Source organism: Stenotrophomonas sp. (assembly GCF_032103445.1).
Lineage (GTDB): Bacteria > Pseudomonadota > Gammaproteobacteria > Xanthomonadales > Xanthomonadaceae > Stenotrophomonas.
In genome coordinates this window covers 51,721-72,587 of record NZ_DAMDFR010000007.1, presented here as the reverse complement: position 1 = coordinate 72,587, position 20,867 = coordinate 51,721, and the positions used below count along the sequence as shown (strand labels likewise).

Genomic DNA, 20,867 nt, shown 5'->3' with positions numbered 1-20,867 from the left:
ACGCCGATCACAAGGTCTGCGCGGGATCCACCAATCCGTACTGGCTCGCCATGCGAGCCAGTGCAATGTTGTCCTGGATGCCCATCTTCTCGAACAGACGGGCCTTCTGGGTGTTGACCGTTTTGGCGCTGAGACTGAGGCGCTTGGCGATGTCTTCCTGGCGCAGGCCCTGGGTGAGCAGCAGGGCGACTTCCAGCTCGCGCGGTGACAGGGTGTCGAACGGTGACTGGCTGCCTTCGACGTTGGCCAGGGCGATGTTCTGGGCGATGCTGCTGCCGAGGTAACGGCGACCCAATGCGGCGTCGCGCACGGCGCGCAGCAGTTCCTGGGCATCGCAGGCTTTGCCGATGTAGCCGGAAGCACCGGCTTCGAGCAGACGCTTGGGCATTGGGCCGTCTTCGAGTACGGAGACGATGACAACGCGGGTGCCGTGGTCGCCGCGGATCACCCGTTCGGTGACCTCCATGCCACTGACGCCGGGCAGGTGCAGGTCGCACAGCACCACGTCGGGACGCAGCTGGCGGATGTCCGGCAGTGCATCTTCACCCGACTCGGCTTCGCCGACCACTTCGATGTCGGTTTCATTGGACAGAATCATCTTCATGCCGGTTCGCACCAGCGCGTGATCGTCCACCAGATACACTCGAATCGTCATCTACGCACCCTTGTTCATCTACTGCGTTCGGGGCAAGCCTAGCCGCGCGATATTGCGATAACAAGGAAACAGGCTCCCCGCCCGCGCCTTCCAGACCTGACCACCGATCCCCTTGCAACGTCCACACCACAAGGCCCAGCGGCCATCGTGCCGTGCTCAAACCGGGGCCATCACAGCCTGTGAAACAGGCCCCTCGATCATGCCGTTTCCGGCCCACCCGCTCCCCGGGTGGAACCTTGCCGCCGGCGCCAGGGATGGCGGCGGCGGAACATCACAAGAAAGCACCCTACCACCCAAACCAGCGCGGCACACCATCCGCCGAGAATGTCCGACGGGTAATGCACGCCGAGGTAGACCCGGGAGAGGCTTACCAGGCCGGCAAACACCAGCCCCGCCATCAGCACCGGCCAACGCCAGCGGGTGTTCCAGGCCAGCAGGATGACGACGGCAGCCAGGGTGGCGGAGCCCATCGCGTGGCCACTGGGGAAGCTGTAGGTGCTTTCCGGGGCGATCGATTCCCACAGACTGGGGCGATCACGCTGGAAGAACTGCTTGCTGCCAAGGTTGAGCAGGGCCGAGCCGCTGAAACTGATGGCGGCGAAGGCGGCCTCACGCCAGCGGCGGAAGCCGAGCAGTGCCAGCACGATGAGGATGTCGCCGGGAATCACGCCCCACTGGTAGCCGATCTTCGAAATGAATACGAAGAAGCTGTCCAGCCACGGAGTGGAAACCGCGTGCATCTTCCACAGCAACGGCGCATCGAAGTGGAATTCCTCGAATTCATGCACTTCGTCGGCCAGCTCCACGAACGCCGCCAGCGGCAGCAGCACGCCGACGAACAGCAGCACGAAGCGCCACGCGTTGTGGGCCAGCCAGTGGCGGACACCGGACGCCGCTTCCGGCGTACCGAGAACGGGCGGCTTATCCTGCGCTTCGGACATACTTTCGTTCGACGTATTCGTCGATCAGCGTCACGAAGTCCTGGGCGATGTTCTCGCCGCGAAGTGTGACCGACTTCTCACCATCAACGAACACCGGCGCAGACGGGGCTTCACCGGTGCCGGGCAGCGAGATGCCGATGTTGGCGTGCCGCGACTCGCCAGGACCGTTCACCACGCAGCCCATCACCGCCAGGGTCATGTTTTCCGCGCCCGGGTGATGCACCTTCCACAGTGGCATTTTTTCGCGCACGTGGTTCTGCACCACTTTCGCCAGTTCCTGGAAGAACTCGGAGGTGGTGCGGCCACAGCCGGGGCAGGCCGTGACCAGCGGGGTGAAGGCGCGCTGCCCGGTGGTCTGCAGCAGTTCCTGCGCGACAATCACTTCCTGGGTACGCGACTGCCCGGGTTCGGGGGTCAGCGAGATGCGGATGGTGTCACCGATGCCTTCCTGCAGCAGCACCGCCAGCGCCGCCGACGAAGCGACGATGCCCTTGCTGCCGATGCCGGCTTCGGTCAGGCCCAGGTGCAGGGCGAAATCCGAACGCTGGGCCAGGTCGCGGTAAACGGCGATCAGTTCCTGCACGCCACTGACCTTGGCCGACAGCACGATGCGGTCGCGCGGCAGGCCGAGGTCGACGGCGGTGTTGGCCGAATCCAGTGCCGAACGGATCAGCGCCTCGCGCAGCACACGGCCGGCGTCCCAGGGCTTTTCGCGTTCGTTGTTCTCGTCCATCAGGCGCGCGGCCAGCGACTGGTCCAGCGAACCCCAGTTGGCCCCGATCCGCACCGGCTTGTTGTAGCGGATGGCGAACTCGATCAGCTGCGCGAACTGGGTGTCCTTCTTCTTGCCGAAGCCGACGTTGCCCGGGTTGATGCGGTACTTGGCCAGGGCTTCGGCGCAGGCCGGTTCCTGGGTCAGCAGCTGGTGGCCGTTGTAGTGGAAATCGCCGATCAGCGGCACATCGATGCCCATCATCTGCAGCTTTTCCACGATGCGCGGAATGGCGGCAGCCGATTCGGGATTGTTGACCGTGAGCCGCACCATTTCCGAACCGGCCCGCCACAACTCGGCGACCTGCTTCACGCTGGAAGCAACGTCGGCGGTGTCGGTGTTGGTCATCGACTGCACCACCACCGGGCGTCCCCCGCCCACGACGACCCCGCCGATGGACACGGCCTGGGTCTGGCGGCGGGTCCAGACGGTGGAATCAGAGGGTTCGGTCGGTTTGGAGACGGCGTCGTGCATGCCCCATTTTACGCTCTGCCACGGCGCAATGGCGCACCCCCATTCATCCGTCGGCGGGCATCGGCGGGCGATGCGGCCGATTGTCGCAGGCGGTGCGACGCGCCAGCGCATACGATGGACACCCATGACCGGTACCGACGCCCCCTTCCTACGCACCCTGTGCAGCCTGCGCTGGCTGGCCGTGGCCGGTCAGGCCGCCACCATCCTGGTCGCGACCTGGGTGCTGGGGCTGGAACTGCCGCAGACGCCGCTGTGGGCAGGCGTGGTCGCGCTGGCCCTGTTCAACGTGTATGCCCAGCTGCGGGTCCGTGACGAGGACAACACCGCGCCGGTGACCGCGTTCTGCCACATCCTGGTGGACGTCACGGTGCTGACCTGGATGGTGGGCTGGAGCGGCGGCGTGGCCAATCCGTTCGGCTCGCTGTTCCTGATCCTGATCGCGCTGGCGGCGCTGGCCCTGCCGGCCCGCTGGACCCTGGCGGTGGCGGCCGCCTGCCTGATCGGCTACGCGGTCAGCGGCGTGTTCGGCCTGCCGTTGCCGGACGGCTATTTCAGCGCGATGGACCTGCACCAGTGGGGCGTGGTGGCCAACTTCCTGCTGTCGGCCGCCGTGGTACTGGCCTTCTCCACCCGCCTGGCGATCGCACTGCGTCGGCGCGAACACGAGCTGTCGCTGCTGCGCGAGCGCTTCGTGCGCAACGAGGGCATCGTGGCGCTGGCCACCCATGCCGCGTCGGTGGCGCATGAACTGAACACGCCGCTGGCGACCATGACCCTGCTGGCGGACGACATCGCCGAGCAGAGCGACAACGCCGAAGTCCGCGAGGACGTGGACACCCTGCGCGAGCTGCTGGTGCAGTGCCGTGAGCGGGTGCTGGCGCTGGCCCGCCCTGCCGCCGGCCAGCATCCGGGCCGTGACACCGTGACCCTGCCGCAGGTGCTGGAACAGTGGCGGCTGGTGCGCCCGACCATCACCCTGGTCCGCAACGACGATGCACCGTTGCAGCTGCCGCTGGACCCGGGCATCGGCCACCTGCTGATGGTGCTGCTGAACAATGCCGCCGATGCCGGCGAGCAGGCGCAGCGGCCCCAGGTGGACCTGAGCCTGCGCATTGAAGGCGACGATCTGATTGGCGAGGTGCGCGACTACGGGCGCGGCTTCGACGCGCGCCAGGCGGTGTTGCCCGGCACCTTGTTCAACAGCGGCAAAACCCAGGGCATGGGCGTAGGCCTGGCCCTTTCCCATGCCACCATCGAGCGCCTGGACGGCGAGCTGTGGATGCGACCGGCCAATGGCGCCGGCACCCGCGTCGGCTTCCGCCTGCCCCTGGCCGCCCAGGAGACTTCAGCATGACCACGCCCTCCCCCTCTTCCACCCACGGCCTGCTGGTCGATGACGATGATCTGTACCTGCGCACGCTGCAGCGCAGCCTCGCCCGCAAGGGGCTGGAAACCATGATCGCCAGTGACATCGCCTCGGCCCTGGTGCTGGCCCGCCAGCAGCCGCCGGCGTTCGCGCTGATCGACCTGAAGCTGGGTTCGGAATCCGGGCTGGCCCTGATCCAGCCACTGCGTGCATTGCGCGAGGACATGCGCATCCTGCTGGTGACCGGCTACGCCAGCATTGCCACCGCGGTGGAAGCGATCAAACTGGGCGCGGACGACTACCTGCCCAAGCCGGCGACGGTGCCGATGATTCTGCGCGCACTGGGCGAGGAAGATGACGGCCCGGCCGATGACGGCGAGATGGAACCGCCGGATGCGATGACCCCGATCAGCCGCCTGCAGTGGGAACACATCCAGCAGGCCATGCATGAAACCGGCGGCAACGTGTCGGCGGCCGCGCGGTTGCTGGGCATGCACCGGCGTTCGCTGCAGCGCAAATTGGCCAAGCGGCCCAGCCCGGAGCGCGACCCGTCGCGTTGATGCGTGATTGCACCGACGTTTTGGTAGCGTCGGTCGACAGACGACGGCCGTGAAATCATCCACGGCCGGTAACGCATGAAAACAATCGAACCGCGCGATTAACCCTTCAACCGGCCCAGCAACTCCAGCGTCACCGGATCGGTGATGCCATGCGCCTCACCCTGCAGCGCCGGCAGCAACTGGCTCGCCAGCTGCTTGCCCAGCTCCACACCGAACTGGTCGAACGCGTTGATGTTCCACACCAGCGACTGCACGTACACCGCGTGTTCGTACATTGCGATCAGCGCACCCAGCGACTGCGGGGTCAGCGCATCCAGCAGGATCAACGTGCTCGGACGCCCACCCGGATACTCACGGTGCGGATCATCACAGCCCTGCCCGTTGGCCAGCGCCTCGGTCTGCGCCAGCAGGTTGGCCATCAGCGCCTGGTGATTCACCGTGTACGGATCATCGTTGTGCACGCAGCCGATGAAATCGGCCGGAATCACACTGGTGCCCTGGTGCAGGGCCTGAAAGAAGCTGTGCTGCACGTCGGTACCGGCACCGCCCCACCACACCGGCACGGTGTCGCTGTCGACCGGACGGCCGTCCAGCTGCACGCGCTTGCCGAGGCTTTCCATCACCAGCTGCTGCAGGTAGGCCGGCAGCAGCGCCAGGCGCTGGTCGTAGGTCATCACCGCGTGGGTAGCGTGACCCAGCAGGTTGCGGTTCCAGATGTCGGTGAGCGCATGCAGCACCGGCAGGTTCTGTTCCAGCGGCGCGTTGAGCGCGTGCGCGTCCATCTCGGCCGCACCAGCCAGCAGCTGTTCGAAGCGCTCGAAACCAATCGCCAGCGCGATCGGGAAACCGACCGCCGACCACAGCGAGTAGCGCCCGCCCACCCAGTCCCACATCGGCAGCACGCGGCCGGCGGCGATGGCAAAGGCCTTGGCGGCGCGTTCGGGATTGGCGCTGACCGCATACAGGCGCTCGCTGCCGCCCAGCCAGTCGTGCAGGATCTGCCCGTTGAGCAGGGTTTCCTGGGTACCGAAGGTCTTGGAAATGAGGATGCCGGCGGTGGTAGCCGGGTCCAGCGTGGCCAGGGTGCGCTGCATCGCGGCCCCGTCGACGTTGGACACGAAATGTACGCGGAAGCGTGCGCCGGTGACCGGGCGCAGGGCGTCGGCGACGAGGCGCGGACCGAGGTCGGAGCCGCCGATGCCGACGCTGACGATGTCGGTGACGTTGCTGTTTTCCAGCGCGGCGATCAGCTCGCCCATCTGCGCGCGCACCTGCGCGGCGGTGGCATACGCCTCACCGGCAACCGGTGCACCGCTGAGGTCACCGCGCAGGGCGGTGTGCAGCGCAGCGCGGCCTTCGGTGACGTTGACCGTTTCGCCCCGGAACAGGCGCTGGAAGCCGCCGGCGACATCGCGCTCGGCGGCCAGCTGCAGCAGGGCGTCCAACGCGGCGCGGTCATACTTCTGCCGCGCGAAGTTGGCGTACAACGGACCGACCCGCAACCCCAGCGATAGTGCGCGGCCGGGTTCGGCGGCGATCAGTGCGGGGATGCTTGCGCCACGCAGGCGCTGGGCATGGGAGTGAAGCGGGTCGAATCCGTTGTGCTGTGTCATGCGGCCTGGGTCGGAATGCTGTCGTTGGTGTGGGAGATCTGGTTCTTGCCGTCCACATATACCAACTTCGGCTTGAAGCTGTCAGCTTCTTCTTCGCTCATGTTGGCGAAGGCGGCAATGATGATGATGTCGCCGACCTGCACGTGACGCGCAGCACCGCCGTTGAGCGAGATCACGCCGCTGCCGGCTTCCGCGCGCAGCGCATAGGTGGAGAAACGCGCACCATTGGTGACGTCCCAGATGTGCACCTGTTCGAATTCACGGATGCCGGTGGCCTGCAGCAGGTTGTCATCGATGGCGATGGAACCTTCGTAGTTCAGCTCGGAATGCGTGACGGTGGCGCGGTGGATCTTGGTCTTCAGCAGGGAGAGTTGCATGGGGCGACACAACGGCAAAAGGAAAGCCGAATTCTAGCACCCGGGGCGGATACGACAGGGGTGTGCCCCGCCCTGCTGGCGGCGGTTCAGGCAGGTGATGGCCGTCGCTTCTGCGGTTGCACGATTTCCGTAGAGCCGGGCTTGCCCGGCTGCTGTTGGATTCAGGCGAACAGCCCTCGGTTCACGGCATCCCTGGCTTGGCGGCTCGGGACGGGCGTTCCGGGGGACGGCGCAAGTACGTCCGTGTAGCCTCAGTCGCCGCATCCATGCGGCTCATGCCCCCTCCAGCCCATCCCGAGCCGCCACGACAATGGGTCGGCGGCCATCGAAGATCAAAACCCATTCGCGGCTCTGGTGGGATCGGTCGACAGACGATCGCCATGAAACAGCCAGCTTTCGGTAACGAATGACCCCGGATCGACACCGCCGTTGATCTGGCATTTCCATGGCCACCGACCCTCTGTCGAGGGCGGTTCGGGGTGGGTTTGCGGGGGTGTGAGCCGCATGGATGCGGCGACCAAGCCCCCATGGATGGGTTTACGGCGTCCCCCGCAAACCCATCCCGGGCCGACCAGACACGGATACACGTGACCGCCAGCTGTTCGCCTGAATCCAACAGCAGCCGGGCAAGCCCGGCTCTACGCTCCCATGCCGTCAGAACTCGAGGTTGTCGATCAGGCGGGTGGAGCCGATGCGGGCGGCGATCAGGGCGACGCGGTTGCCGACGTCGCTGTCGGCCGGCTCGGACAGGTCCGGCAGGCGGATCACGGCGTAGTCAACCTGGAAGCCGGCGGCCTGCAGGGCGGCGGTGGCCTCGGCTTCGATCAGGCTGCGCGCCTTGCCGGCGATGAAGCCTTCGCGCATGCCCAGCAGCACCTGGTGGATGGTGGTGGAGACCGGGCGCTGCTCGCCATTGAGGTACTGGTTGCGCGAGCTCATCGCCAGGCCGTCATCCTCGCGGACGATGTCGCCGCCAACGATCTGGATCGGGAACGCCAGGTCTTCCACCAGCTGACGGATCACCGCCAGCTGCTGGTAGTCCTTCTTGCCGAACGCGGCCACGTCCGGCTGCACCTGGTTGAACAGGCGGCTCACCACCGTGCACACGCCATCGAAATGGCCCGGACGGTGCGCACCCTCGAGCAGGCTGCTGATGCCCGGCACGTGCACGTTGGCAGCCAGCTCGACGCCGAACGGGTACATCGATTCCACCGTCGGCAGCCACAGCACGTCGCAGCCGGCCTGCTCCAGGCCCGAGGTGTCCGCTTCCGGCGTACGCGGATAGCGGGTGAAGTCCTCGTTCGGGCCGAACTGGGTCGGATTGACGAACACGCTGGAGACCACGCGGTCGGCGTACTGGCGCGCCAGCGTGACCAGCGAGTAATGACCCGCGTGCAGGTTGCCCATGGTCGGGACCAGCGCGACGCGCAGGCCCTCGCGCTTCCAGCCGTTGACGACGGCGCGCAGACGGGACAGTTCGGTGACGGTTTCAATCATGATGCGTAGGCGTGTTCTGCGTCGGGGAAGGAGCCGTCGCGCACGGCGTCGGCGTAGGCGCGGACCGCACCGGCCACCGAACCGCCTTCGGCAAGGAAATCCTTGACGAACTTGGGTCGGCGGTGGCCGCTGTCCAGGCCGAGGAAATCGTGCATCACCAGCACCTGGCCATCACAGCCCGGGCCGGCACCGATGCCGATGGTGGGCGCGCTGATCTCGGCGCTGATCTGGGTCGCAATCGGGGTCGGCACGCACTCCAGCACCACCAGGGTGGCACCGGCATCGACGGCGGCCTTCGCATCGGCGCGCAGCTGCTCAGCCGCGTCGCCACGACCCTGAACCCGGTAGCCACCCAGGCGCAGCACCGACTGCGGAGTCAGGCCCAGGTGCGAGCAGACCGGAATCTCACGCTCGACGAGGTAACGAATGATGTCGAGCTTGAAGCCCGCGCCTTCGATCTTGACCATCTCCGCGCCGGCCTGCAGCAGCTGCAGCGAGGCCTCCAGCGCGCGCTCGGGGGTGGCGTCGGCACCGAACGGCAGGTCGGCCACCAGCAGCGCCCGCTGCAGTACGCGGGCGACCACGCGGGTGTGGTAGACCATGTCGGCCACGGTTACCGGCAGGGTCGAATCATGCCCCTGCACCACCATGCCCAGCGAGTCGCCGATCAGGATCAGGTCCACGCCGTTGGCGTCGAAGGTGCGCGCAAAGCCTGCGTCGTAAGCGGTCAACATGACCAGCTTCTGCCCGTTGCGCTTGGCCTCGGCCAGGGCGGGAACGGTCCAGGGTTTGCTGTCTGCGTGGGTGCTCATGTACTGATAACCGGTGGCGATAAGCCCCGCATTATCCTCCTATTGACGCGATCCCGCTGGCCTCGATACGCATCACTGCATCCCGTACCCGGCCCTGCCCCGGAATCAGCGCGTCCGGGGCGATCTCAGCCAGGGGCACCAGTACGAACGCCCGCTCGTGCAGGTAGGGGTGCGGCACTTTCAGCTGCGGCAGGTCGATCACCTGCTCGCCATACAGCAGCAGGTCCAGGTCCAAGGTCCGCGGGCCCCAGTGCACGGCGGGGTCACGCACCCGTCCGGAGGCCCGTTCGACCTCCAGCAGGGCATCCAGCAGCGCCGGCGCGGACAACCCGGTGTCCAGCAACACGGCCGCATTGACGAAGGGCGGCTGGTCTTCGTTGCCCCAGGCGGGCGTGGAATACAGCTGCGACTGCGCCAGCAGCGTGGTCTGCGGCAGTGCCGCCAGCGCGGCAAAGGCACCGCGCAGGGTCTGCGCGGCGTCGCCCAGGTTGCCACCCAGGCCAATGCAGGCCAGGGTCATGGCTTACTCGCCGGCCGGGCCACCGGTGCGCCGACGACGGCGGCGACGCTTGCGCGGAGCCCCCTCCTCGTCCAGCGCGACCTCGGCCTGTGCCGCTTCCAAGGTGGAATCGAGTTCGGCACCCGACTGCTGCTGGGCCTCGCGCCAGAACTGCACATCGGCTTCGTGCTCGCTGGAGGCGACCTGGCGCAGCGCCAGGAAGTCGAAGGCGGCACGGAAGCGCGGGTGCGTGAGGGTGCGGAACACGCGCTTGCGCTGGCGCGAGCTGAAGCGGCCCTGCAGCAGCCAGATTTCCTGCATCGGCAGCGAGAAACGGCGCGGCAGCGCGATGGTGGTCAGCTGATGCAGGGTGACCCGGTCAGCGGCACGACGCTGCGCCTCTTCAACTGCGACGCCCTGCTTCTGCAGGGTGGCCAGGGCGCGACAGAACGCAGGCCACAGCAGCAGCGCGAACAGGAACGACGGCGACACCGGCTCGTCGTTGGCCACGCGCAGATCGGTGCTGTGCAGCCCTGCGATCACCATGCGGCGCAACGCGCCGTTGCGGTTGCTGCGCAGCGCGGCAGCGCTTTCCGGGAACAGCACGTTGAGCAGGCCGTAGCGTTCCAGGCCCTCGAAACTGGCCACGCCGTGTCCGGACAGGAACAGCTTGAGCACTTCCTCGAATAGACGCGCCGGGGCGGCTTCGGACAGCAGCCCGGCCAGGCGCGGCAGCGGCTCGGCAGTGGCGTGTTCGATCTGGAAGCCGAGCTTGGCCGCCAGACGCACCGCGCGCAGCATGCGCACCGGGTCTTCGCGATAGCGCTGCTCGGGATCGCCGATCAGCTTCATCAGGCGAGCCTGCACGTCTTCGAAGCCACCGGTGTAATCGCGCACCGAGAAATCCTCGATGGCGTAGTACAGCGCGTTGCAGCTGAAGTCGCGGCGCACCGCATCGTCTTCGATGGTGCCGTACACGTTGTCGCGTACCAGCATGCCGTTTTCCATCTCGCGGTCGCCGCTGCCGTCGTCGCTGTTGGCACGGAAGGTCGCCACTTCGATGATCTCGCGGCCGAACACCACGTGGGCCAGGCGGAACCGGCGGCCGATCAGGCGGCAGTTGCGGAACAGCGCCTTGACCTGCTCCGGGGTGGCGTCGGTGGCCACGTCGAAGTCTTTCGGGTGCCCGCCGACCAGCAGGTCGCGCACGGCCCCGCCGACCAGGTAAGCGCCAAAGCCGGAATCACGCAGCCGGTACAACACGCGCAGCGCGTTCGGGCTGATGTCCTTGCGGGAGATGTTGTGCTGGTCGCGGGGGATCACGCGCAGACCGAACGAGGATGGTGCAGAGGAATTGATGTTGGCGCTTCCGGTTGAAGTTTCGGGATTGCCCAATGGCATCGTCGCCAATATACTAGCGCGCTGCGCCGCTCGCGACAAAGCACGCTCCCTTCGTCTAGTGGTTAGGACGTGGCCCTCTCAAGGCTAAAACAGGGGTTCGAGTCCCCTAGGGAGCGCCAATCGTGAAGCGCAACGCGAAAAGAACCCCGCCTCTGCGGGGTTTTTTCGTGTTGCGCGGGTAGTGCCGGCCGCTGGCCGGCAACCCCTGTCACCCGACCATCTGCTCCAGCTCCTTGCCCTTGGTCTCGTGCACATAGCGCAACACGAAGAACACCGAGGCCACGGCCGCGGCCGTATACAGCCCGTAGGCCCCGGCCAGGCCGATCCCGGTCAACAGCACGGGGAAGCTCACGGTGATGGCGAAATTGGCCGTCCACTGCGCCGCGCCGGCCACCGCCAGCCCGGAGCCGCGGATCTGGTTGGGGAACATCTCGCCCAGCATCACCCACATGACCGGGCCCCAGGACATGTTGAAGAACACCACGTAGGCGTTGGCCGCGACCAGCGCCAGCACGCCCATCTGGTCGGACAGCTGCAGCTTTCCGTCCACCAGCGAGCCGCTGGAGAACGCCACCACCACCAGGGCCAGGGTCACCGCCATGCCGGCCGAGCCCACCCACAGCAACGGCTTGCGGCCGATGCGGTCGATCAGCACCACGGTGAGCAGGCAGGCCCCGATGCTGAGCGCGCCGGACAGCACGTTGATCAGCAGCGCGTCGCTTTCCGAGAAGCCCACCGCCTGCCACAGCACCGCGCCGTAGTAGAACACCACGTTGATGCCGACCAGCTGCTGGAACACGGCCAGACCGATACCGACCCAGACAATCCGGCGCAGCTTGCCGGTGTGCTTGTCGACCAGGTCGGACAGGCGCGGACGGTGCTGGTCCTGGGACAGCGACGCATCGATCTCGCCCAGTTTGGCCTGGGCCTCAACCGGCCCGTACAGGCGGGTCATCACCTCCAGCGCCTGTTCACGTCGCCCCTTCACCACCAGATAGCGCGGGCTTTCCGGAATGACCAGCAGCAGCACCAGGAACAGGGCCGAGGGAATGGCCTGCATCCAGAACATCCAGCGCCAGGCGGCCTGGCCCAGCCACAGCGCCTCGGTGGACGCACCGGCGGCGCGGGCCAGCAGGTAGTTGCTCAGGAACGCGCAGAACAGGCCACTGATGATGGCGATCTGCTGCACCGTGGCCAGCCGGCCGCGATAGCGGGCCGAGGCCACCTCGGCAATGTAGGCCGGTGACATCACACTGGCCGCGCCGACCGCGAAGCCGCCGACCACACGGGCGATCACGAAGGCCAGCGAGCTGTGCGCGGCCCCTGCCCCCAGGGCGGAGAGCAGGAACAGCACCGCGGCGATGATCAGCACGCCACGCCGGCCCAGCCGGTCGCCCAGACGGCCGGCGAAGAACGCACCGATCGCGCAGCCGAGCAGCATCGAGGCCACTTCAAAGCCGATCCCGGCCTGGCTGGACTGGAAGGTCTGTTTCAGGCCGTCCACGGTGCCGTTGATGACCCCGCTGTCGAAGCCGAACAGGAAGCCGCCCAGCGTGGCCACGCAGCTGATAAGGACGATGAAGGAGGTGTTTTCGCCGGGTGCGGCGGTGGCAGCAACGGGTATCGACATGGAAGGCCCTGGCAGAAAGGAGACAGCGGACGGTCAACGCGGCAGGTACAGCTGAAGCGGGTTCTCACAGGTGTTCAGCGCCCGGCGGCCTGGGGGAAGCCCCACTTCCCGGGCCCTGGCTGTCTACCGGTGGGCACGGCTATCTATACCCGGGGGGCGGCGACGGCGCATCGTGCACTGCGACAAAGCCGCAACTGTTCTAGAATTGTCCGGCTTACCGTCCGATTCTGATCCAGCCATGCCCTTTGTCGTCACCGAAAACTGCATCAAGTGCAAGCACACCGATTGCGTGGAAGTCTGCCCCGTGGACTGTTTCCACGAAGGCCCGAACTTCCTGGTGATCGACCCGGATGAGTGCATCGACTGCACCCTCTGCGAACCGGAGTGCCCGGTGAACGCGATTTTCCCGGAAGACGACGTGCCCGCCGGGCAGGAAGCCTTTGTCGGCCTGAATGCCGAGCTGGCCAAGGCCTGGCCGGTGCTGACCGTGCGCAAGGACCCGCCGGCCGACGCCGGTGAGTGGGATGGCAAGCCCGGGAAACTGGAGTTGCTGGAGCGCTGAGACAAAAAGGCACTTTCGGGTGCCTTTTTTGTTTGGTTCGTCGCGAAAGGCCACGGCGTTTCAATTCATCCGTGCTGGGCGGGGGCCGGGCACCCTCGCTCCGGGACACGCCGTGAACCCATCCATGGGGGCTGCTCCAAAACATCCATGTTTTGGAGCGTCCCTCCGGAGGGTACCCGGCCCCCGCCCCGATGGTTGGTCGCGAGGCGGCGGGCAAAGCAACGGCAACAGCCGTTACGCCTTGGGATCACGCGTTACCGGGTGTTGGCCTGTTCACGGCCGTCGTCTGTCGACCGACGCCACCTGGCCCGCGGGCGGGTTTTGATCTTCCGTGGCCACCGGCCAACTTTCTGGGGCGTGCCGGGGTGGGTTTGCGGGACCGTCAAAAACATGGATGTTTTTGACGAGCCCCCATGGATGGGTTTACGGCGTGTCCCGCAAACCCACCCCGGTGCGACCAAGCTCGGAAACCGATGGCTGCCGGCTGTTCGCCCGGATCCAAAAGCAGCCGGGCAAGCCCGGCTCTACGTAGATCATGCAATCCGTCGGGGCGTGCAAATCGTGCAATCCGGCACGCCGCAGGATTACGGAGCCAGTTTGGCCTTCAGTTCGGCCAGCAGCTTGGTCGGGGCCGGGCCGGTGGCCGGCAGGCCGCGCGGGTCGACGGTGGAGACGTAGGCACCGGCTTCGACGGCGACCACGCGGACCAGGAAGTTGTTGTCCTCAAAGGCCACGTCGTAGGAACCCAGCAGCTGGGCCTTGCTGGCGATGGTCACGCCCGGCATGGATTCCAGCACGGTGCCGACCTTGCCGAACACCTCTTCCTTGCTGCCTGCCACGTTGAAGCCAGCACCGGCAGTGGCCGGGTCAGCCGCCGGGCCCGGGGCCGGACGGGCGGCCTGCGAGGCCAGCACCGGCACCTGCGCGGCCGGGTTGCCCGGGGCATTCAGGTCCGGCGGAATTTCCAGCGGACGCATTTCCGGGGCCAGCGCGTAGTCGCCCTTCGCACCCCGATTGAAGCAGCCAGTGGTGCCCACCAGGGTAGCCGTGGCCAGCAGTGCGAACGACAGCACGCGGGTGGCGGAAACAGATTGACGCATGTGAATCTCCAGGTTCAGGCCACTGCGGTTCAGTGGCTGGAAAGTGCTTCAAGCGCCCCGATGTCGGACGCCAGGTGTTCGGCTGCAGCATGGTGGGGCTCGGACAGCCGCAGCAGCGGCAGCCGCAGGCCATGGCCGATGCCGATCCGGTGCAGCAGTTCCTTCACCGGAATCGGGTTCGGCTCCACCCCGCAGAAGTCGTGGAACGGATCCAGGCGGGCGTTCCAGGACTCGGTCGCCTCGCGCTCGCCGGCCGCGGCCAGGTCACACATGCGCCGGTAGGCCCCCGGCAGCGCGTTGGAACCCACCGAGATCAGGCCATCGATGCCCGACAGAATGGAGCGGGCCGCCGTGCCGTCGTCACCGCTGAGGATCACGAAATCCGGCGAACGCAGGGCCAGCAGCGCCTGCACGCGGCCGTTGTCGCCCACCGCTTCCTTGATGCCGACAATGTTCGGGTGGCTGGCCAGTTCCGCGACCGTTTCCGGCAGCATGTCCACCCCAGTACGGCCCGGCACGTTGTACAGGATGACCGGCAGGCCGCCCTGGTCTGCCACCGCGCGGTAATGCGCGATCAGCCCGGCCTGGGTCGGGCGCACGTACGGCGGCGTCACCACCAGCGCATGGGTCGCCCCGTTGGCCGCCGCACGGCGGGTCTGCTCGATGGTTTTGGCGGTACCCGACAGCCCGGTGCCCGCGATGACCGGAATGCGGCCGGCCACGGCTTTCACCGCGCTGCGCAGCAGCTGGTCGTATTCGTCGTCGGACAGGGTGGCCGCTTCGCCGGTGGAACCGGCCACCACGACCCCGTGAACGCCCCCCTCCAGTTGCAGGTGCAGCAGGCGCTGCCAACCGTCGGGATCCAATGCGCCATTGACCTGGAAAGGCGTGGCCAGCGCGGTGATGAGACCGGAAAGAGACAAGGAACAATGCTCGGAAGAAGGGGAAAGGCAGGCCGCGCAGGTGCCGGCCGGATGCCTTCTGCATGTTACTTGCGGGCCGAAAGCGCGGGCAAGTATGCTGGACTCCGGCGAACGTGCCGTTCGGCACCGTTCAGACTCACCCTGCATTACCGGAACCCCCTTGACCGACTCCACGCCGCGGCCTGCGCCGACCGAAAACCACCTCCTGATCAACGCCTATACGACGCATCCGGAGTCCCCCCTGCTGCCTGTGACCCGGCGCATCGCCGACAGTGGCTGCAATCTGGTCGATGCCCGCCTCGCCACCGTCGGCCGCGATGTCTCGGTAACCGCCCTGGCCACCGGCTCGTGGGACGCGGTCGCCAAGCTGGAAGCGATGCTGACCCGGCTGGAGCGCGAGGAAGGTCTGAAGCTGGTGTGGTACCGCACCGGGGCCAAGCAGGCGCAGTCCAACCTGCTGCCCTACATCGTGGAAGTGATTGCCGCCGACAAGCCGGGCATCCTGTTCCAGCTGGCCGACTTCTTCGACCGCCAGGGCATCACCATCGAAAACCTGCAGAGCACGCGTTACCGCGCCATGCAGACCGGCGCGGAAATGTTCTCCGCACAGGTCACCATCGGCGTGCCCGCCAACATGCACATCGCCGCATTGCGCGACGACTTCCTGGAATTCTGCGACCACCTGAACCTGGACGCGATCATGGACCCGATGAAGTTCTGATTTTCGCGCGTCCATCACGGGCGCGCAGCGTTTCATGCAGTTGTAGCAGACGTACCCCAGGCTCCGGAACAAGGACCTCATGAACAACGGCGACACCCTGGACAGCACGACCCTCTCGCTTCCGCTGGCACTTTCCGGCGGCGAACACACCACCCTCGGCGCACTCGCCGGCCAGTGGCTGGTGCTGTACTTCTACCCCAAGGACAGCACCCCCGGGTGCACCACCGAAGGCATCGACTTCAACGCGCTGCTGCCGAAGTTCAAGCGCGCCGGCGCGCAGGTGTTCGGCGTCTCGCGCGATTCGGTGAAGTCGCATGACAACTTCTGCGCCAAGCAGGGCTTCAAGTTCCCGCTGATCAGCGACAGCGATGAAGCGCTGTGCAGCGCGTTCGATGTGATCAAGCTGAAGAACATGTACGGCAAGCAGGTGCGCGGCATTGAACGCAGCACCTTCCTGATTTCGCCCGACAGTCGTATTGTGGAATCGTGGCGCAAGGTCAAAGTGGCCGGCCACGCAGAATCCGTCCTTGAAGCCCTGAAGGCCGCGAAAACCCAGTGAGCTACCCGGTACCCCCCAATGGCCATCACCCTGCCCCGCAGGCCGTGATGGCTTGTCCCTGTTCTGCCACCAGGAAATGACGATGACCCGAGGCAAGCGCATCTACGTACTGGATACCAACGTGCTGATGCACGATCCAACCGCGCTGTTCAAATTCGAGGAGCATGATGTCTACCTGCCGATGCAGGTGATCGAAGAGCTGGACAACGGCAAGAAGGGCACCTCCGAAGCCAGCCGCAACGCGCGGCAGGTCAGCCGCTTCCTCAACGAACTGGTCGAAGCTTCGGGCCTGGACAACCTGGCCGAAGGCATTCCGCTGCAGCGCCCGAACGGGCTGCAGCTGCGCGGCAAGCAGAGCGCCGGCAAGCTGCGCTTCCAGACCAGTCACTTCGAAGCCGGCAAGAGCTTCGGCGCGGTGATTCCGGACAACGCGATCCTCGGCGCAATCCTGGCACTGAAGGAATTCACCCCGGAAATTCCGGTGGTGTTCGTATCCAAGGACATCAACCTGCGGATCAAGGCCGCCATTGCCGGCATCGTCTCGGAAGACTACGAGAACGACCGCGCACTGGACGACTTCAGCCTGCTCTACACCGGTGCCACGCAGCTGCCGGAAGACTTCTGGAAGCAGCACACCGACGACCTGCGCAGCTGGAGCGACAAGGGCCGTACCACCTACGAAGTACGCGCCACCGACAGCGAGGACTGGTATCCCAACCAGTACGTCTACCTGCCCGGCGATGACGAAGTGGAAATGCGGGTGGCCAAGGTCGAGGGCGAGAAGATCACCCTGTCGCTGGTCAACGACTACCGCCATGGCAGCCATGCGGTATGGGGCATCAGCGCGCGCAACCGTGAGCAGAACTTCGCCCTCAATGCCCTGATGGATCCGGAGATCGACTTCGTCACCCTGCTCGGCACCGCCGGCACCGGCAAGACCTTGCTGGCACTGGCAGCCGGCCTGGCGCAGACCATGGACCAGCAGCGCTACCGCGAGATCATCATGACCCGCGCGACGGTCAGCGTGGGCGAGGACATCGGCTTCCTGCCCGGCACCGAAGAAGAAAAGATGACGCCGTGGATGGGCGCGCTGACCGACAACCTGGAAGTGCTGACCCAGCCGCAGGAAGGCGGAGCCTGGGGCCGTGCGGCCACCAATGACCTGCTGGCCAGCCGGATCAAGATCCGCTCGCTGAACTTCATGCGCGGGCGCACCTTCCTGTCGCGCTATCTGATCCTCGATGAGGCGCAGAACCTCACCCCCAAGCAGATGAAGACCCTGATCACCCGTGCCGGCCCCGGCACCAAGATCGTCTGCCTGGGCAACGTGGAGCAGATCGACACCCCGTACCTGACCGAAACCACGTCGGGCCTGACCTACGCGGTGGACCGCTTCAAGAACTGGCCGCACAGTGCGCATATCACCCTGCGCCGGGGCGAGCGTTCGCGCCTGGCCGATTACGCTTCGGAGGTGCTGTGATCCGCATGTCACTCCGTGTCCTGCTGCCGCTGGCGCTCGCTGCGCTGGCGGCCGCCTGCACGCCATCCAACACCCGCCCGGGGGCCACGGTCCCCACCGCGGTCAAAACCGGCCAGTCCTGGGTGGTCACCCGTCCGGTGATCGCCGCGCAGGTGCTGGATACCTGCTCCCGCCCCAGCCCCGGCCAGCCCCCGGGGCGGCTCAGCGGGTACTGGGCTCCCAGCCGCGTGCAGATCGAACAGCTGGAAGCACAGCTGCCCACGCTGGAAGCGCAGGTCCCCAAGGTGGTCGATTTCGACCGCCAGTACGTGGGCATTGAAGTGGATGGCCGGCAGCTGATCTACCTCAACGCCTTCCACCTGCCCGACCACAGCGAGATCGATCCGTCGCGTGAGGCGATCCGGGTCTGCGACGGCGGCGCGCAGTTCTGGGGCGCGGTGTTCGACCCGGCCACGAATCAGTTCACCGACGTGCAGTTCAACGGCCCGCCGAGCGGACGCTGATCAGGCCATGAAACACGCTGCTGCCGCAGCATGAGCATCCGCCTGCCCACCTGGGTGTGGATCGGCGCGATCGCGTTGTCGTGCGTCGCCGGCATGGTCAACGTGGTCGGCTTCCTGGGCTTCGAGCATCAGGCGGTCAGCCACATGACCGGCACCACCAGCCAGCTCGGCATGGCGTTGGCGCAGGGCGACTGGCGCGTGGTCGGCCACCTGTGGGGCCTGCTGATCGCGTTCTGCCTCGGCGCCATGCTCAGCGGCATGATCGTGCAGGACAGCACCCTGCAGCTGGGCCGTCGCTATGGCGTGGTGCTGACCCTGGAATCGCTGTTGCTGCTGATCGCGATTCCGCTGTTCCAGCGCCAGCAGATCTGGGGCGCGGTGGCCGCGGCGATGGCCTGCGGCCTGCAGAACGCAATGGCCACCACCTTCAGCGGCGCGGTGGTGCGCACCACCCACCTCAGCGGCATGTTCACCGACCTGGGCATCGGCCTGGGCCACCTGCTGCGTGGGCTGCCGCTGCCGATGCGGCGACTGACTCTGAGCGGATTGATCGTCAGTGGTTTTCTGGCTGGCGGCATCCTCGGCGCATGGTTGTTCCTGCGCTGGCAGTATCTGGCCCTGCTGGCCCCGGCCGCGCTGACCGGCTGCACCGGGCTGGGCTACGTGATGTACCGGCAGTGGACCCTGCTGCGCACGCGTTGAACAAACACTGCACAATCGCGGCATGAGCCCATCCACTCCCGTCTCCGCCCTGACCATTGCCGGCTCCGATTCCGGCGGTGGCGCCGGCATCCAGGCCGACCTGAAGGCCTTCGCCGCGCACCGCGTGCATGGCCTTTCCGCGATTGCAGCGCTGACCGCACAGAACACCCGGGGCGTCACCGCGGTGCATGTGCCGCCACTGGACTTCCTGCAGGCCCAGATCGACGCGTGCTTTGCCGACTTCGACATCCATGCGGTGAAGCTGGGCATGCTGGCCAATGCGGAGGTGATCGCGCTGGTTGCCGATGCACTGGAAAAGCATCGTCCGCCGCACATCATCCTCGATCCGGTGATGGTCGCCACCAGCGGGGCCAAGCTGCTTGAAGACAGCGCGCTGCACGCTCTGCGTACGCGGCTGCTGCCGCTGGCGACGCTGGTGACGCCGAACACGCCCGAGGCCGAACTGCTGCTGGGACGGCAGATCACCAACGGCGAACAGGCCGAAGACGCAGCCAGCGCCCTGACCGATATGGGTGCGGGCGCGGTGCTGCTGAAGGGCGGCCACCTGGCCGAAGGCAGCCGCGTGGTAGATCGCTTCTTCGACGGTGTGACCTTCGAAGCCTTCATCCATGCCCGCCTGCCGGTGGACGCACACGGCACCGGCTGCACACTGGCCTCGGCGATCGCGGCGCAACTGTGCTGCGGGCTGTCGCTGGCCAATGCCTGCGAGGCGGCCATCGACTATGTCGCGCGCGGCCTGCAGAGCGGCTACACGCCCGGGCGCAGCGAGGTGCTGGTGCTGGATCATTTCGGCGCGGCGCGGCCGGCATGACCCGTTCGATCCTGATTCCAGCGCAGGCCGAGGACGGGCATCGTTTCGAACTGATCGCGCGGATTCCAGCACAGCCGCGCGCGCAGTTGCTGTGGTTGCCGGCGCTGGGGGTTTCGGCGCGCAACTACCAGGCATTCGCGGATGCACTGGCAGCGCGCGGGGTGGCGGTATTCCTGCACGAGTGGCGCGGCAACGGCAGCAGCAGCCTGCGGCCGTCGCGCACGCAGGACTGGGCTTACCGCGAGATTCTGCAGCAGGACCTGCCGGCCAGCCTGGCGGCAGTGCGCCTGCATGGTGCGGCCCCGCTGATCATCGGCGGCCACAGCCTGGGCGGCCAGCTGGCCTGCGTGTTCGCGGGGCAGCACCCGTCCGTGTTCGAGCGCTTCTGGCTGGTGGCCACGGGCACGCCGTACTGGCGGACCTTCCCGGCCCCGCGCGGCTGGCTGCTGCCGCTGGTGTACCGGTTCCTGCCGTGGCTGGCGCAGCGCCAGGGCACCCTGCCCGGCCGCCGGCTGGGCTTTGGCGGCACCGAGGCACGGGGATTGATCAAGGACTGGGCGCGGGTGGGGCTGAGCAACCACTACGCGGCGGCGGGCATGGCGGAGGATCTGGAGGGCGCAATGCAGCGCCTTCGGGGCCAGGCGCAGGCGGTGGTGCTGGAGCAGGACTGGTTCGCGCCGTCCGGCTCGATGCAGGGGCTGCTGGCGAAGCTCCCGCAGGTGCGTTCGCAGCTGCAGGTGGTGTCAGCGTCAGCCCTTGGCACGCGTGCGGATCACTTCGCCTGGATGAAGTCGCCGGAGGCGGTGGCACAGGCGCTTTTTCATTCATTTGAATGAAAGTCTTCACAAAGGCGTTGACGGATCGGGCCTCGATCCGCATAATTCCGCT

At 66.7% G+C, this 20,867-nt stretch carries 22 protein-coding genes and 1 tRNA gene; 11 read left to right on the top strand and 12 right to left on the bottom strand.

The features are described from left to right. Nucleotides 1-7: 7 nt before the first annotated feature. The 3 genes from RT551_RS04630 to ispG form a co-directional block, all read right to left on the bottom strand. Nucleotides 8-655, bottom strand: coding sequence for a response regulator (locus RT551_RS04630; RefSeq protein ID WP_313456021.1), 648 nt, complete (start codon nucleotides 653-655; stop codon nucleotides 8-10). A 197-nt stretch (nucleotides 656-852) separates the two neighbouring features. Then, complete coding sequence (locus RT551_RS04625) at nucleotides 853-1,596, bottom strand: phosphatase PAP2 family protein (protein WP_313456019.1); 744 nt, start codon at nucleotides 1,594-1,596, stop codon at nucleotides 853-855. Next, entirely contained in the window at nucleotides 1,577-2,842 is a 1,266-nt protein-coding gene (ispG, locus tag RT551_RS04620) for a flavodoxin-dependent (E)-4-hydroxy-3-methylbut-2-enyl-diphosphate synthase (RefSeq protein WP_313456017.1), read from the bottom strand. The genes RT551_RS04625 and ispG overlap by 20 nt, the downstream gene beginning before the upstream one ends. Before the next feature lie 124 nt (nucleotides 2,843-2,966). Between ispG and RT551_RS04615 the strand changes: the two genes are divergently transcribed. Together RT551_RS04615 and RT551_RS04610 are read left to right on the top strand one after the other, a co-directional pair. Then, a complete protein-coding gene (locus tag RT551_RS04615; protein WP_313456015.1) occupies nucleotides 2,967-4,196 on the top strand; it encodes an ATP-binding protein in 1,230 nt (409 codons plus the stop codon). Beyond that, nucleotides 4,193-4,768 carry a response regulator transcription factor gene (locus tag RT551_RS04610; RefSeq protein ID WP_313456014.1) on the top strand — a complete coding sequence of 192 codons (576 nt, stop codon included), beginning with the start codon at nucleotides 4,193-4,195 and terminating at the stop codon, nucleotides 4,766-4,768. The genes RT551_RS04615 and RT551_RS04610 overlap by 4 nt, the downstream gene beginning before the upstream one ends. 98 nt (nucleotides 4,769-4,866) lie before the next feature. Here the strand turns inward: RT551_RS04610 and pgi are convergent, their stop codons facing one another. The 6 genes from pgi to pcnB form a co-directional block, all read right to left on the bottom strand. After that, nucleotides 4,867-6,381, bottom strand: a complete 1,515-nt coding sequence (gene pgi, locus RT551_RS04605) for a glucose-6-phosphate isomerase (protein ID WP_313456012.1) — start codon at nucleotides 6,379-6,381, stop codon at nucleotides 4,867-4,869. Next, on the bottom strand, nucleotides 6,378-6,758 hold the full coding sequence (panD, locus tag RT551_RS04600; protein WP_125361711.1) for an aspartate 1-decarboxylase: 381 nt from the start codon (nucleotides 6,756-6,758) through the stop codon (nucleotides 6,378-6,380). The genes pgi and panD overlap by 4 nt, the downstream gene beginning before the upstream one ends. A gap of 654 nt (nucleotides 6,759-7,412) precedes the next feature. Beyond that, nucleotides 7,413-8,255: a pantoate--beta-alanine ligase gene (gene panC, locus RT551_RS04595; protein WP_282298261.1), complete on the bottom strand. Its 843-nt coding sequence runs from the start codon at nucleotides 8,253-8,255 to the stop codon at nucleotides 7,413-7,415. Further along, nucleotides 8,252-9,067, bottom strand: a complete 816-nt coding sequence (panB, locus tag RT551_RS04590) for a 3-methyl-2-oxobutanoate hydroxymethyltransferase (RefSeq protein WP_313456011.1) — start codon at nucleotides 9,065-9,067, stop codon at nucleotides 8,252-8,254. Before panB ends, panC begins: the two co-directional genes overlap by 4 nt. A 31-nt stretch (nucleotides 9,068-9,098) precedes the next feature. Next, nucleotides 9,099-9,587 carry a 2-amino-4-hydroxy-6-hydroxymethyldihydropteridine diphosphokinase gene (folK, locus tag RT551_RS04585; protein WP_313456009.1) on the bottom strand — a complete coding sequence of 163 codons (489 nt, stop codon included), beginning with the start codon at nucleotides 9,585-9,587 and terminating at the stop codon, nucleotides 9,099-9,101. Nucleotides 9,588-9,590: 3 nt separating this feature from the next. After that, the gene (gene pcnB, locus RT551_RS04580; RefSeq protein WP_313456074.1) at nucleotides 9,591-10,961 is read right to left on the bottom strand and encodes a polynucleotide adenylyltransferase PcnB; all 1,371 of its coding nucleotides are present in this window, start codon (nucleotides 10,959-10,961) and stop codon (nucleotides 9,591-9,593) included. A 50-nt stretch (nucleotides 10,962-11,011) separates the two neighbouring features. Between pcnB and RT551_RS04575 the strand changes: the two genes are divergently transcribed. Then, nucleotides 11,012-11,086, top strand: a tRNA-Glu gene (locus RT551_RS04575). A gap of 89 nt (nucleotides 11,087-11,175) precedes the next feature. Here the strand turns inward: RT551_RS04575 and RT551_RS04570 are convergent. Then, nucleotides 11,176-12,597 carry a sugar porter family MFS transporter gene (locus tag RT551_RS04570; RefSeq protein WP_313456008.1) on the bottom strand — a complete coding sequence of 474 codons (1,422 nt, stop codon included), beginning with the start codon at nucleotides 12,595-12,597 and terminating at the stop codon, nucleotides 11,176-11,178. A 238-nt stretch (nucleotides 12,598-12,835) separates the two neighbouring features. Here RT551_RS04570 and fdxA point away from each other — a divergent pair, with 238 nt between their 5' ends. Next, complete coding sequence (gene fdxA / locus RT551_RS04565; RefSeq protein ID WP_313456007.1) at nucleotides 12,836-13,159, top strand: ferredoxin FdxA; 324 nt, start codon at nucleotides 12,836-12,838, stop codon at nucleotides 13,157-13,159. 584 nt (nucleotides 13,160-13,743) lie between these two features. Here the strand turns inward: fdxA and RT551_RS04560 are convergent. Together RT551_RS04560 and dapA are read right to left on the bottom strand one after the other, a co-directional pair. Further along, on the bottom strand, nucleotides 13,744-14,259 hold the full coding sequence (locus tag RT551_RS04560; protein ID WP_313456006.1) for a hypothetical protein: 516 nt from the start codon (nucleotides 14,257-14,259) through the stop codon (nucleotides 13,744-13,746). A 29-nt stretch (nucleotides 14,260-14,288) separates the two neighbouring features. Next, nucleotides 14,289-15,182: a 4-hydroxy-tetrahydrodipicolinate synthase gene (dapA, locus tag RT551_RS04555; RefSeq protein ID WP_313456005.1), complete on the bottom strand. Its 894-nt coding sequence runs from the start codon at nucleotides 15,180-15,182 to the stop codon at nucleotides 14,289-14,291. A 160-nt stretch (nucleotides 15,183-15,342) separates the two neighbouring features. On the opposite strand from dapA, the gene RT551_RS04550 reads away from it, so the two are divergent. The 7 genes from RT551_RS04550 (at nucleotide 15,343) to RT551_RS04520 (ending at nucleotide 20,815) form a co-directional block, all read left to right on the top strand. Then, nucleotides 15,343-15,903 carry a glycine cleavage system protein R gene (locus RT551_RS04550; RefSeq protein WP_311190870.1) on the top strand — a complete coding sequence of 187 codons (561 nt, stop codon included), beginning with the start codon at nucleotides 15,343-15,345 and terminating at the stop codon, nucleotides 15,901-15,903. Between the two features lie 79 nt (nucleotides 15,904-15,982). Beyond that, nucleotides 15,983-16,462, top strand: coding sequence for a peroxiredoxin (locus tag RT551_RS04545; RefSeq protein WP_313456003.1), 480 nt, complete (start codon nucleotides 15,983-15,985; stop codon nucleotides 16,460-16,462). Between the two features lie 82 nt (nucleotides 16,463-16,544). Further along, entirely contained in the window at nucleotides 16,545-17,942 is a 1,398-nt protein-coding gene (locus RT551_RS04540; protein WP_313456001.1) for a PhoH family protein, read from the top strand. Nucleotides 17,943-17,947: 5 nt separating this feature from the next. Continuing rightward, a complete protein-coding gene (locus RT551_RS04535) occupies nucleotides 17,948-18,445 on the top strand; it encodes a hypothetical protein (RefSeq protein ID WP_313455999.1) in 498 nt (165 codons plus the stop codon). Between the two features lie 30 nt (nucleotides 18,446-18,475). After that, entirely contained in the window at nucleotides 18,476-19,147 is a 672-nt protein-coding gene (locus RT551_RS04530) for a YoaK family protein (RefSeq protein ID WP_313455997.1), read from the top strand. A 22-nt stretch (nucleotides 19,148-19,169) separates the two neighbouring features. Next, nucleotides 19,170-19,979 carry a bifunctional hydroxymethylpyrimidine kinase/phosphomethylpyrimidine kinase gene (gene thiD / locus RT551_RS04525; protein ID WP_313455995.1) on the top strand — a complete coding sequence of 270 codons (810 nt, stop codon included), beginning with the start codon at nucleotides 19,170-19,172 and terminating at the stop codon, nucleotides 19,977-19,979. Further along, complete coding sequence (locus tag RT551_RS04520) at nucleotides 19,976-20,815, top strand: alpha/beta fold hydrolase (RefSeq protein ID WP_313455993.1); 840 nt, start codon at nucleotides 19,976-19,978, stop codon at nucleotides 20,813-20,815. The genes thiD and RT551_RS04520 overlap by 4 nt, the downstream gene beginning before the upstream one ends. The last annotated feature ends 52 nt before the right edge of the window (nucleotides 20,816-20,867 follow it).

Excerpts from the sequence above, each read along its gene's own strand:
- RT551_RS04630 (WP_313456021.1), bottom strand. The coding sequence starts at position 655 with ATGACGATTCGAGTGTATCTGGTGGACGATCACGCGCTGGTGCGAACC.
- RT551_RS04625 (WP_313456019.1), bottom strand. The coding sequence starts at position 1,596 with ATGTCCGAAGCGCAGGATAAGCCGCCCGTTCTCGGTACGCCGGAAGCG.
- ispG (WP_313456017.1), bottom strand. The coding sequence starts at position 2,842 with ATGCACGACGCCGTCTCCAAACCGACCGAACCCTCTGATTCCACCGTC.
- RT551_RS04615 (WP_313456015.1), top strand. The coding sequence starts at position 2,967 with ATGACCGGTACCGACGCCCCCTTCCTACGCACCCTGTGCAGCCTGCGC.
- RT551_RS04610 (WP_313456014.1), top strand. The coding sequence starts at position 4,193 with ATGACCACGCCCTCCCCCTCTTCCACCCACGGCCTGCTGGTCGATGAC.
- pgi (WP_313456012.1), bottom strand. The coding sequence starts at position 6,381 with ATGACACAGCACAACGGATTCGACCCGCTTCACTCCCATGCCCAGCGC.
- panD (WP_125361711.1), bottom strand. The coding sequence starts at position 6,758 with ATGCAACTCTCCCTGCTGAAGACCAAGATCCACCGCGCCACCGTCACG.
- panC (WP_282298261.1), bottom strand. The coding sequence starts at position 8,255 with ATGATTGAAACCGTCACCGAACTGTCCCGTCTGCGCGCCGTCGTCAAC.
- panB (WP_313456011.1), bottom strand. The coding sequence starts at position 9,067 with ATGAGCACCCACGCAGACAGCAAACCCTGGACCGTTCCCGCCCTGGCC.
- folK (WP_313456009.1), bottom strand. The coding sequence starts at position 9,587 with ATGACCCTGGCCTGCATTGGCCTGGGTGGCAACCTGGGCGACGCCGCG.
- RT551_RS04570 (WP_313456008.1), bottom strand. The coding sequence starts at position 12,597 with ATGTCGATACCCGTTGCTGCCACCGCCGCACCCGGCGAAAACACCTCC.
- fdxA (WP_313456007.1), top strand. The coding sequence starts at position 12,836 with ATGCCCTTTGTCGTCACCGAAAACTGCATCAAGTGCAAGCACACCGAT.
- RT551_RS04560 (WP_313456006.1), bottom strand. The coding sequence starts at position 14,259 with ATGCGTCAATCTGTTTCCGCCACCCGCGTGCTGTCGTTCGCACTGCTG.
- RT551_RS04545 (WP_313456003.1), top strand. The coding sequence starts at position 15,983 with ATGAACAACGGCGACACCCTGGACAGCACGACCCTCTCGCTTCCGCTG.
- RT551_RS04540 (WP_313456001.1), top strand. The coding sequence starts at position 16,545 with ATGACCCGAGGCAAGCGCATCTACGTACTGGATACCAACGTGCTGATG.
- RT551_RS04535 (WP_313455999.1), top strand. The coding sequence starts at position 17,948 with ATGTCACTCCGTGTCCTGCTGCCGCTGGCGCTCGCTGCGCTGGCGGCC.
- RT551_RS04530 (WP_313455997.1), top strand. The coding sequence starts at position 18,476 with ATGAGCATCCGCCTGCCCACCTGGGTGTGGATCGGCGCGATCGCGTTG.
- thiD (WP_313455995.1), top strand. The coding sequence starts at position 19,170 with ATGAGCCCATCCACTCCCGTCTCCGCCCTGACCATTGCCGGCTCCGAT.
- RT551_RS04520 (WP_313455993.1), top strand. The coding sequence starts at position 19,976 with ATGACCCGTTCGATCCTGATTCCAGCGCAGGCCGAGGACGGGCATCGT.